Source organism: Georgenia sp., assembly GCF_054605595.1.
This window is the reverse complement of the sequence record NZ_JBTSDU010000113.1, coordinates 1-10,288: the sequence shown is the minus strand read 5'-3', so window position 1 is coordinate 10,288 and position 10,288 is coordinate 1. Positions and strand designations below refer to the sequence as shown.

At 70.7% G+C, this 10,288-nt stretch carries 9 protein-coding genes; 6 read left to right on the top strand and 3 right to left on the bottom strand.

Going from position 1 to position 10,288, the window contains the following annotated elements; all coding sequences use genetic code 11:
* On the bottom strand, positions 1 to 2,064 hold a 2,064-nt coding region (locus ACYC1Z_RS12020), incomplete at its 3' end, for an MMPL family transporter (RefSeq protein ID WP_461409766.1).
* An 84-nt stretch (positions 2,065 to 2,148) separates the two neighbouring features.
* Here ACYC1Z_RS12020 and ACYC1Z_RS12015 point away from each other — a divergent pair.
* Positions 2,149 to 2,712 (top strand): TetR family transcriptional regulator, encoded by a 564-nt coding sequence (locus ACYC1Z_RS12015; RefSeq protein WP_461409765.1) that lies wholly within the window; start codon positions 2,149 to 2,151, stop codon positions 2,710 to 2,712.
* A gap of 172 nt (positions 2,713 to 2,884) precedes the next feature.
* Positions 2,885 to 4,432 carry a molybdopterin-dependent oxidoreductase gene (locus ACYC1Z_RS12010; RefSeq protein WP_461409764.1) on the top strand — a complete coding sequence of 516 codons (1,548 nt, stop codon included), beginning with the start codon at positions 2,885 to 2,887 and terminating at the stop codon, positions 4,430 to 4,432.
* 13 nt (positions 4,433 to 4,445) lie between these two features.
* On the opposite strand, the gene ACYC1Z_RS12005 is transcribed toward ACYC1Z_RS12010, so the two are convergent.
* Entirely contained in the window at positions 4,446 to 4,823 is a 378-nt protein-coding gene (locus tag ACYC1Z_RS12005; protein WP_461409763.1) for a VOC family protein, read from the bottom strand.
* Positions 4,824 to 4,948: 125 nt separating this feature from the next.
* Positions 4,949 to 5,629 carry a M15 family metallopeptidase gene (locus ACYC1Z_RS12000; protein WP_461409762.1) on the bottom strand — a complete coding sequence of 227 codons (681 nt, stop codon included), beginning with the start codon at positions 5,627 to 5,629 and terminating at the stop codon, positions 4,949 to 4,951.
* Positions 5,630 to 5,981: 352 nt separating this feature from the next.
* On the opposite strand from ACYC1Z_RS12000, the gene dnaK reads away from it, so the two are divergent.
* From dnaK to ACYC1Z_RS11980, 4 genes are all read left to right on the top strand, one after another.
* Complete coding sequence (gene dnaK, locus ACYC1Z_RS11995; RefSeq protein WP_461409761.1) at positions 5,982 to 7,856, top strand: molecular chaperone DnaK; 1,875 nt, start codon at positions 5,982 to 5,984, stop codon at positions 7,854 to 7,856.
* Positions 7,853 to 8,476: a nucleotide exchange factor GrpE gene (locus ACYC1Z_RS11990; RefSeq protein ID WP_461409760.1), complete on the top strand. Its 624-nt coding sequence runs from the start codon at positions 7,853 to 7,855 to the stop codon at positions 8,474 to 8,476. Before dnaK ends, ACYC1Z_RS11990 begins: the two co-directional genes overlap by 4 nt.
* An 86-nt stretch (positions 8,477 to 8,562) precedes the next feature.
* Complete coding sequence (locus ACYC1Z_RS11985; RefSeq protein ID WP_461409759.1) at positions 8,563 to 9,564, top strand: DnaJ C-terminal domain-containing protein; 1,002 nt, start codon at positions 8,563 to 8,565, stop codon at positions 9,562 to 9,564.
* A gap of 103 nt (positions 9,565 to 9,667) precedes the next feature.
* Positions 9,668 to 10,093: a heat shock protein transcriptional repressor HspR gene (locus tag ACYC1Z_RS11980; RefSeq protein WP_461409758.1), complete on the top strand. Its 426-nt coding sequence runs from the start codon at positions 9,668 to 9,670 to the stop codon at positions 10,091 to 10,093.
* Positions 10,094 to 10,288: the final 195 nt, after the last annotated feature.

The window sequence follows — 10,288 nt, the reverse complement described above, 5'->3', positions numbered from 1 at the left end:
GGCGGCGTGACCGGTCCGGACGGCGGTGGCGTTGTCCCCGGTGCGGATCCACTCCTCGTGCATGCGTGAGACCAGGAAGACCTGGTAGTCCATCGAGAGCCCGAACAGGAGCGCGAAGAGGATCACAGGCAAGAAGGGTTCGATCGGCCCCGCCTTGCCCAGCCCGATCAGCTCGGCACCCCAGCCCCACTGGAATACGGCGACGACGACGCCGAACGCGGCGGCCGCGGAGAGCAGGTTCAGCAGCGCGCCGACCAGCGGGATGAGCAGGGAGCGGAACGCGAGGACGAGCAGGAGCATCGAGAGGCCGACGACCAGGGAGATGAACAGCGGGATGGCGTCCTGGACGCGCTCGGCGAACTCGTCGAACGTCGCGGTCGGGCCACCGACGTGGATGTCGAGGCCGTAGGCCTCCTCCGCAGCGGGGACGAGGTCGGTGCGGACCCGTTCGATCAGGTCGCTGGTGGCCTGGTCCTGGGGGCTGGTCGTGGGTACCACCCGTATCACCGCGGCGGTGCCGTCCTCGCTCGGTATCGGCCCGATCACGTCGGCGACAGCCGGGTCGGCCCGCAGCCCGGCCATCAGCCCCGCCAGCTGGGGCGGCGTCTGCGGGGCCGGCGCGGGAGCCCCACCGGCCGGTGGTGTGGCCCCTTGTGGTGTGGCCCCTTCCGGGGGCGTGACGCCGTCCGGCGCCATGACGCCGTCGGTCGCCGCCCCGGATCCGGCCGGGGGAGCCCCGGCCCCGGTCGCAGCCTGTGGTGGAACGGGCATCGGGTTCTCGCTGAGGTCCACCGCGATGACCAGCGGACCGTTCACACCCGGTCCGAACGCCCCGACAAGGGTGTCGTAGGCCTGCCTGGTCGTGGTGCCCGCGGCGTCGTTGCCCTGGTCCGCCGTGCCCAGCCGCAGGTCCGACGCCGGGTAGGCGACGACGCCCAGCACGGCGACCGCGATCAGCACCAGCGTGGCCGGACGGCGGGCCACGAGGTTCGCCCAGCGGGTGAACCCGGGGCTGGCCGGGTTGTGCTCCAGTCGGCCGGTGTCGAGGGCGCGACGGTCGGCCCGGGACAGCACCCGGCGGCCGGCGAGCCGCAGGAGCGCCGGCAGGAGCGTGCCGGCGGCCAGCACGGTGAAGACGACCGAGATCGACGCGGCCACCGCCATGCCGTAGAGGAACTCGATACCCGTCACGAACAGGCCGGCCAGCGCGATCACCACGGTGACCCCGGCGAAGGCGACGGCGCGGCCGGAGGTGTCCAGCGCGGTGGCGACGGATTCGCGCAGGCGCATGCCGGTGCGCAGATTCATCCGGTGCCGGTTGAGGATGAAGAGCGCGTAGTCGATCCCCACGCCGAGGCCCAGCAGGATGCCCAGGACGGGAGCGACGTCCGAGATGGTCGCCACGTTCGAGCCGAGCCGCACCAGCCCGACGGCCACGCCCAGGGCGGCGGCGGCGGAGACGATCGGCAGCGCCATGGCCACCACCGAACGGAACGCGACGAACAGCACCAGTGCGGCGAATGCCACCCCGATCAGCTCGCCGGCACCCACCTCGGGGGTGGACAGCGCCGCCACGCCCTGGCCCCCGACGGAGACCTCCAGCGTGTCGGTCGCGGCGTCGTCGACCAGACCCGTCAGCGCCTCGAGATCCGTGCGGGGGACCTCGATCCCGGCGGTGGCGTACTGGACCGAGGCGTAGGCCACCGTGCCGTCCTCGCTGATCTGCCCCGCACCCATCGGCCCGTACGGGCTGCGGACGGCGATGACCGAGTCGATCCCGGCCACCTCGGCGAGCAGCGCGTCCACCTCGGCGCGGACGTCCGGATCGTTCACGGATCCCATGGCGGACCGTACGACCAGCGTGTCGGCGTCCCCGGACGCGGCGGCGAAGCGCTCGTCGAGCAGGTCCACCGCGGCCTGGCTGTCGGTCCCCGGCAGGGCGAAACTGTTGCGGTAGTCCGTGCCGATCACGCCGGCGGCGATCTGCACCCCGCCGATCGCGAGCACCCACAGCAGCACGACCACCACCGGATGCCGGTAGCTCCACATTCCGAACGTACGCATCTCTCCGCCTTACTTGCCGACCGGTAAGTGAGGTGTCAGAGTAGACTTCCTTACCTGCCGGTCGTCAAGTAGGAGCGTGAGGCGATGGACACCGTCACGGAGGTCGGGACGCGCGAACGGATCGTCCAGATCGCCCTGGACCTGTTCGAGCGTCAGGGGTACGCCGGTACCTCGCTGCGTGACATCGCCGACCGGATGGGTGTGACGAAGGCGGCGCTGTACTACCACTTCCCGTCCAAGGAGGCCCTGCTCGACCGCGTGCTCGCCCCGGCGCTGAGCCGGGTCCGCGAGGTCCTCGTCGACGTCCCCGCGGATCGTGCCGGGCTCGTCTCCCGCCTGGTCGACGTCGCGGGCGACGTCGGGCCCCAGATCCTGGTCGCCATCTCCGACCCGGCCATCGCGGCCCATCTGAGCCAGCTCGCCGGCGGCGTCCCGCTGCCCCAGCAGGTCGCCGACGCCCTCGCCGGCCCGCTCCCCGCCGACCCGGACGAGGCGGCCGTGCTCCGGGTGCGCGCCGCGTGCGCCGTCGCCTGTCTGCCGGCGGGCATCCACGCGTTCCGGCAGTCGAACCCGACTGCGCTCAGCCTCGATCCGGCCACCAGGGTCGTCATCGAGCGGGCGATGCTCGCCGTCCTGCGCAGCGACTGATCGCCCGGACCGCTCCGTCGTCGCCACGAAGGAAGGCAGCCGACCACGTCGCCGCCGCAGACCTCCCGGGCGCGTGTCGTGCCGTCGGGTGCGCGGCTCTGGGTCATGATGGAGACGGCCAGGACTCTCCGATACTGGGACCTTGCATTGCCGACACGACGAGGAGCAGGCCGTGCATCCCATCTTGAGCCAAGCGGTGACGGGCGCTGACGCCCTGGGTTTCCCCTGGTGGTTGCAGATCACCCACCTCGTCAACTTCCTGTTCCTCGGGCTGCTCGTGCGGTCCGGCTGGGAGGTGCTGGCCTCGCACCCGCGGCTGTACTGGCGTAACGACTGCGGGCCCGGCACCGAGTGGCTGAGGTTCACCAAGGACAAGGTTTCGCACGAGGTCGGTGCCTTCACCGCGAGGGACGACCAGCGCAGTCTCCATCCCCTGATCGCCTTGCCGGGGCGGGGCGTGATCGGCATCGGCCGGGCGTGGCACGGGTTGATCACGGCACTGTGGATCCTCAACGGCCTGATCTACGTCGTGCTGCTCTTCGGCACCGGCCAGTGGCGCAGGATCGTGCCCACCTCCTGGGGCATCTTCGGTGAGGCGTGGGAGTCGCTGAAGATCTACGCCGGGTTCGACGTGCCGTCGCTCGAGCTCTTCAGCCCCTACGACGCGCTGCAACAGCTCGGCTACTTCTCCGTCGTCTTCCTGATCGCCCCGCTGATGATCGCCACCGGTGCGGCCATGTCGCCCGCCGTCGCCGGGCGATTCCCCTGGTACCCGAAGCTCTTCGGTGGCCGTCAGGCGGCCCGGTCCATCCACTTCCTCGGGATGGCCGCCTTCGTGGGCTTCGCACTCATCCACGTCGCGCTCGTCCTCCTCGTCCACCCCGAGCACAACCTCGTGCACATGATGCTGGGCCAGGAGTACGACCCCGCCCTGGTCGGGCAGGCCGTCATCCGCGTGATCCTCGGCGTGACCATCGTGGTCCTGCTGTGGATCCTCGCCTCGTACTGGTCGCTCGCGGACAGGCGTCGCGCCCAGCGACTGCTGTACCGGCTGCAGCGGCCGGTCAAGAAGCTCCTGCTCGAGCCGTTGACGTCCCGGCAGCGCATGGGGGCGTACACGGAGCAGGACATCTCCCCGTTCCACTGGGTCAACACCCGGCCGCCGGACGAGAAGCAGTCCCCGCAGTGGCTGGGCCTGCGCGAGAACGGCTTCCGGGACTTCCGCCTGGAGGTCGGTGGTCTCGCGGCGGAGCCGAAGAGGTTCTCCCTCGACGAGCTCCGCACCATCGCCGCGCAGGACCAGATCACCATGCACACCTGCATGCAGGGCTGGACCGGCATCGCGAAGTGGTCCGGCATCCCACTTCGGGACGTTCTCGCGCAGGTGGAGCCCGCGCCCGGCGCGGAGTACGTGATGATCGAGTCCTTCGGGACCGCGCAGCACATGTCCGACGGACGGCCGGTCGAGCCGTACTACACGATCCTGCCCCGCGAGGTCGCCATGGAGCCGGAGACCATCCTCGCGTGGGGCATGAACGGGGCTCCGCTGCCCGACATGTACGGGGCGCCGCTGCGACTGCGGGTCGAGTCGATGCACGGGTACAAGATGGTCAAGTGGGTCCGGTCGGTGTCGTGGATCCACGACTACGCCGCCGTCGGGGACGGCATGGGCGGCACCCGCGAGGACTCCGGCTATCAGGACATCGACGCCAAGATCTGACTCGGGCCGGCGGCTACGAGATCTCGGCCGCGACGTCCTGCACCGACCGGGACAGCACGCAGAACTCGTTGCCCTCCGGGTCGGTGAGGACGACCCAGCTGACGTCCGGCCCCTGGCCGACGTCGGTGCGGGTCGCGCCGAGGCCGAGCAGCCGCTCGACCTCGGCGGCCTGGGTCGAGCCGTCGGCCCGCAGGTCCAGGTGCAGGCGGTTCTTGACGGTCTTCGCCTCCGGGACGGGGAGGACGTCGATGCCCGGGCCGCCGTCGGGCGGGGTGATGCTGATGCCGTCGTCGTCCTCCTGGACCACCCAGCCGAGGGCGGCCACCCAGAAGTCGGCGATGCGGCGGACGTCGTGGGCGTCGATCACCAGGGCGGCGATGGCGGAGGTCATACCCTCATCCTGCCCCGGCACGAGCGCTCGCGCCGGTCGAGGCCACCACAAGAACGGTCACGCCGACCGGTACGAGCGCTGCGGGCGCGCCGATCATCGGCCGACGTCGGAACGTGCTGGTCCGCTCACCGGCCCGCGGTGGAGAGGTGCTGGTAGTCCTTGGGTGAGTCCCATGTCCCGCCCCAGACCCACCCGTGGGTCGCAAAGGTCTCGACCGTGGCGTCGTCGGCCCGGATCATGCCGGTGCCCGGGCCGTCGCGGTCGAGGTAGGCCGCGCCTTCGGGCGGTGCGACGAAGGTCCCGTCGACGTATGGGTTGACCGGCGGGTTGACGTCGACCGCCCGACCGTCGGAGTGCTCGGACCGCGACGAGCCACCCGTCACCGGTCGGCAGTTGAAGGCACTGGTGTCGTTGGCGGCCATACCCGCGTTGTCGTCGCCGCCGTAGGCCTCCACGGGAGTCATCCGCTCGACCGGGAAGCGAGCGGCGCAGAGCTCGCCCAGGACGGCCTCGACCGGGTCGGTCAGGTCGGCGGCGACGATGAGACGGCCGGTGTGGACCGCGCCGTCGTAGCCCCAGTGGGGCGCGTCGATCGCCCGCAGGTCCTCGGGTCCGACGGGGCAGCCCGGGCGCCACGACGAGTGGAGGTCGGCGGCGTCGACGGTGGTGACGACTGCCCGGAACGGCGGTAGGGCCTCGCTGCTCTCGCGTGCGGACTCGCCCGGCGAGGCGGGCGCTGTCGGCTCGACTGCATCGACCTCCGCGGGACGGTGCCGCTGCCGCAGATCCCGGTGTAGGGCAAGCACGATCACACCAGCGTCAGCTCGCTGACCCTTGCTCACGTGCCTCAGGTCTGACCTTTGCTCACGTGCCTCAGGCCAGACCCTTGCTCACGTGCGTCAGGGGTCGTGGCCCACCCGGCCCAACCGTCGTGCGAGCGGTCACCTCGATCTCCTCGACCAAGGGCTCGCGCCCGATGTCGGGGGCCGGAGTCGCCAGGGGAGGGAATCTTCGGAGTCACGCGTGGGTTGAGTCACATAGGCTCAAGTTCTTGGGTTTCGGCTTGACTGAGACGGAACGGACACGGAGACTTGAGTGCATACGACTCAACCAGGCACCGGCGGCACGCGCCGACGCCGAGACGAAGGAGCAACGCACATGGCACGAGCGGTCGGAATCGACCTGGGCACCACCAACTCGGTGGTCTCCGTCCTCGAGGGTGGAGAGCCCACCGTCATCGCGAACGCCGAGGGTGCCCGCACCACCCCCTCGGTGGTCGCCTTCAGCAAGTCCGGCGAGGTCCTGGTCGGTGAGGTCGCCAAGCGCCAGGCCGTGACCAACGTCGACCGGACCATCAGTTCGGTCAAGCGCCACATGGGCACGGACTGGCACGTCGCCATCGACGACAAGAAGTACACGGCGCAGGAGATCTCCGCCCGCGTGCTCGGCAAGCTCAAGAAGGATGCCGAGTCCTACCTCGGCGAGCCCGTCACCGACGCCGTCATCACGGTCCCGGCGTACTTCAACGACGCCGAGCGCCAGGCCACGAAGGACGCCGGCCAGATCGCCGGCCTCAACGTGCTTCGCATCGTCAACGAGCCCACCGCGGCCGCTCTCGCCTACGGCCTGGACAAGGGCAAGGAGGACGAGCTCATCCTGGTCTTCGACCTCGGTGGTGGCACGTTCGACGTCTCCCTCCTCGAGGTGGGCAAGGACGAGGACGACTTCTCCACCATCCAGGTGCGCGCCACCAACGGCGACAACCGCCTCGGCGGTGACGACTGGGACCAGCGCATCGTCGACTGGCTGGTCAAGCAGGTGAAGAACAAGAACGGCGTGGATCTGGCCAAGGACAAGATCGCCCTCCAGCGACTGCGTGAGGCCGCCGAGCAGGCCAAGAAGGAGCTCTCCTCCGCGACGAGCACCAACATCTCGCTGCAGTACCTCTCGATGAGCGAGGCGGGCCCCATCCACCTGGACGAGAAGCTCACCCGGGCCGCCTTCCAGGAGATGACGGCGGACCTGCTCGAGCGCACCAAGGGCCCGTTCAACAACGTCATCAAGGACGCCGGCATCAAGCTGTCCGACATCGACCACGTGGTTCTCGTCGGCGGCTCCACCCGCATGCCCGCCGTGACCGAGGTCGTCAAGGAGCTCACCGGCGGCCAGGAGCCCAACAAGGGCGTCAACCCGGACGAGGTCGTCGCCGTCGGCGCAGCACTGCAGGCCGGCGTCATCAAGGGCGACCGCAAGGATGTCCTCCTCATCGACGTCACGCCGCTGTCCCTGGGCATCGAGACCAAGGGTGGGGTGATGACCAAGCTCATCGAGCGCAACACGGCCATCCCGACCAAGCGCTCCGAGGTCTTCTCCACCGCCGAGGACAGCCAGCCCTCCGTGCTCATCCAGGTGTTCCAGGGCGAGCGCGAGTTCGCCCGGGACAACAAGCCGCTGGGCACCTTCGAGCTGACCGGCATCGCCCCGGCCCCCCGCGGCATGCCGCAGATCGAGGTCACCTTCGACATCGACGCCAACGGCATCGTGCACGTCTCCGCCAAGGACCGTGGCACGAGCAAGGAACAGTCGATGACCATCACCGGCGGCTCGGCCCTGCCCAAGGACGAGATCGACCGCATGATCAAAGAGGCCGAGGCGCACGCCGCCGAGGACGCCCAGCGCCGCGAGGAGGCCGAGACCCGCAACACCGCCGAGCAGCTCGTCTACTCCACCGAGAAGCTGCTGACGGAGAACGCGGAGAAGCTCCCCGAGGACGTCAGCTCCGAGGTGCGCTCCGCCGTCGACAACCTGAAGAAGGCGCTCGAGGGCGAGGACCTCGAGGCCGTCAAGACCGCCCAGGCGGCCCTGACGACCAAGAGCCAGAAGATCGGCGAGGCCCTCTACGCCCAGCAGGCCGCCGAGGGCGCTGACGCCGGCCCGCAGGGCGCGCCCGGCTTCGACGCCGGCACCGGCGACCCCGCCGCGGACGACGACGTCGTGGACGCCGAGATCGTCGACGATGAGGAGAACAAGTGACAGCCCCCGGCGAGGAGGAGCAGGCGGACAAGCCCGTCGTCCACGACAAACGGCGCATCGACCCCGAGACCGGGAAGGTGCGCCACCCCGAGGGGGAGGCCCCCGCGGGTGCCGTACCGGGTACCGAGGCCAAGGCCGAGGGTGAAGCTGAGGGTGACGTGGCGGACCCGCTCGCCAAGGCGCAGGCCGAGGCCCTCGACCTGGCGGACCAGCTCGCCCGGCGCAATGCGGACGTCTACAACGTCCAGCAGGAGTACAACGCCTACGTGCGCCGGTCGAAGCAGGAGGCCGGCTCGCACCGGCAGGCCGGGGTGCTCGACGTCGTGGAGTCGCTGCTCGGGGTGCTCGACGAGATCGAGCTCGCCCGCCGGCACGGCGACCTGACCGGCCCGTTCGCGACCATCGCGGAGAAGATCGAGGGCACGCTCGCCTCGCGCTTCCAGGTGGAGCGCTACGGTGCGGTCGGTGACGAGTTCGACCCCGAGGTACACGAGGCGCTGATGAGCACCGCAGACCCCGAGGCGACGTCGACAACGGTCTCGCAGGTCCTCCAACCCGGCTACCGTGCCGGAGAACGGGTGCTCCGCGCCGCGCGCGTCGCGGTCACGAGCCCCGAATGAGGCAGTGCCGTGACACGCGGTGCCGCGGCGGGATCTTCGCCGCGGCACCGTCCGGTAGGACCGAACGATCGAGGAGGTGAGGCGGGATGACCGGACAGGACTGGCTGGAGAAGGACTTCTACGCTGTCCTCGGTGTCCCCAAGGACGCCGACGCCGACGCGATCAAGAAGGCCTACCGCAAGATGGCGCGCAAGTACCACCCGGACCAGAACCCCGGGAACAACGCCGCCGAGGAGAAGTTCAAGTCCGTCGGTGAGGCGTACGCGGTCCTCTCGGACACCGAGCAACGCAAGCAGTACGACGCCCTGCGGGCCATGGCCGGCGGTGGCGCCCGGTTCTCGGCCGGCTCGGGCGGATCCGGCGCCGGGTTCGAGGACCTGTTCAGCGAGATGTTCGGCCAGAGCGCCGGGGCGCCGGGCGGGACCCGGGTGCGCTACTCGACGCCGGGCACCTCCTCGCAGAGCGGCGGCGGCTTCGACGACATCCTCTCGGGCATGTTCGGCAGCGGTGGGTTCGGCGCCCGACGCCGGGCGGCGCAGCGCGGGGCCGACGTCTCCGCCACCACCCGCCTGCCGTTCCGGCAAGCCGTGTCCGGCTCCACCGCGCAACTGACCGTCGAAGGTCGCACCATGACCACCCGGATCCCCCCGGGCGTGCAGGACGGCCAGAAGATCCGGCTGCGCGGCAAGGGGCGGCCCGGTGCCAACGGTGGCGAGCCCGGCGACCTCATCGTCACCGTGCGCGTCGAGACGCACCCGGTGTTCTCCCTCGAGGGCAAGGACGTGCGCGTCTCACTGCCGATCACCTTCGACGAGGCCGCGCTGGGGGCGACCGTCGACGTCCCCACGCTCGACGGGCGCCCGGTCAAGCTCAAGGTGCCGGCGGGGACACCGTCGGGCCGCACCCTCCGCGTGCGGCGCAAGGGCCTCGGCGGCACCAAGGGGTCCGAGGGGGACCTCCTGGTCACCGTGAACGTCGTGGTGCCCACCCGCCTGAGCACCACCGCGAAGGCGGCGGTGAAGGAGTTCGCGGCCGCGAACGAGGGCGCCAACCCGCGCGAGGGCCTCGCCGAGCTGGCGGCGCAGTAGGCACACGGCGTGTCGTCCGCGCGGTGCTCCGGCGGGTGACTGGATGAGCGTGGCGAGACGACCGAGACGACCGAGACGAGCAGGGCGGGAGGGAGGAGCGGACATGGCCGTGAGCACGTCGAAGCGGGAGGACGCTCCCGTACTGCCCATCTCGGTCGCCGCCGAGCTCGCCGGGATGCACCCGCAGACGCTGCGTCAGTACGACCGCCTGGGCCTGGTCAGTCCCCAGCGCACGCGCGGCCGGGGACGGCGCTACTCCATGCGCGACGTCCTGGTGCTGCGGGAGATCCAGCGGCTGAGCCAGGACGAGGGCGTCAACCTCGCCGGGATCAGCCGCATCCTCGAGCTCGAGCGGGAGCTCGCGCGAGTGCGCGCGGACAACGAGCTCCTGCGTTCCATCGCCGACCCCGGCCACCGCATCTTCGCCGCGGACGCCGCGGGCGACGTCGTCGCCGTGCCACGCGGTACCCGGGTGCGTCGCATGACGACCGGCGGGGCGCTCGTGCTGTGGCGGGCTCCTGGGCGCTGACCCTTCGCACGCTGCGGCTGGCCCTCGGGGTGCTGACCCTTCGCACGCTGCGGCGCGGCTCACCCGCCCCAACGCCTCGATGCCCGCCCCGTCAGTGCCCCCTGCGGGTGTTGTGGTGAGGATTTGCTGGCGTATGACCAGCAGATGCTCACCACAACCACAACCACAACCACAACCCCAGCCCGGCTGGCGGCG

What these genes read in the sequence shown, in the direction of transcription:
- ACYC1Z_RS12015 (WP_461409765.1), top strand. Translation starts at nt 2,149, where the DNA reads ATGGACACCGTCACGGAGGTCGGGACGCGCGAACGGATCGTCCAGATC.
- ACYC1Z_RS12005 (WP_461409763.1), bottom strand. Translation starts at nt 4,823, where the DNA reads ATGACCTCCGCCATCGCCGCCCTGGTGATCGACGCCCACGACGTCCGC.
- dnaK (WP_461409761.1), top strand. Translation starts at nt 5,982, where the DNA reads ATGGCACGAGCGGTCGGAATCGACCTGGGCACCACCAACTCGGTGGTC.
- ACYC1Z_RS11985 (WP_461409759.1), top strand. Translation starts at nt 8,563, where the DNA reads ATGACCGGACAGGACTGGCTGGAGAAGGACTTCTACGCTGTCCTCGGT.
- ACYC1Z_RS11980 (WP_461409758.1), top strand. Translation starts at nt 9,668, where the DNA reads ATGGCCGTGAGCACGTCGAAGCGGGAGGACGCTCCCGTACTGCCCATC.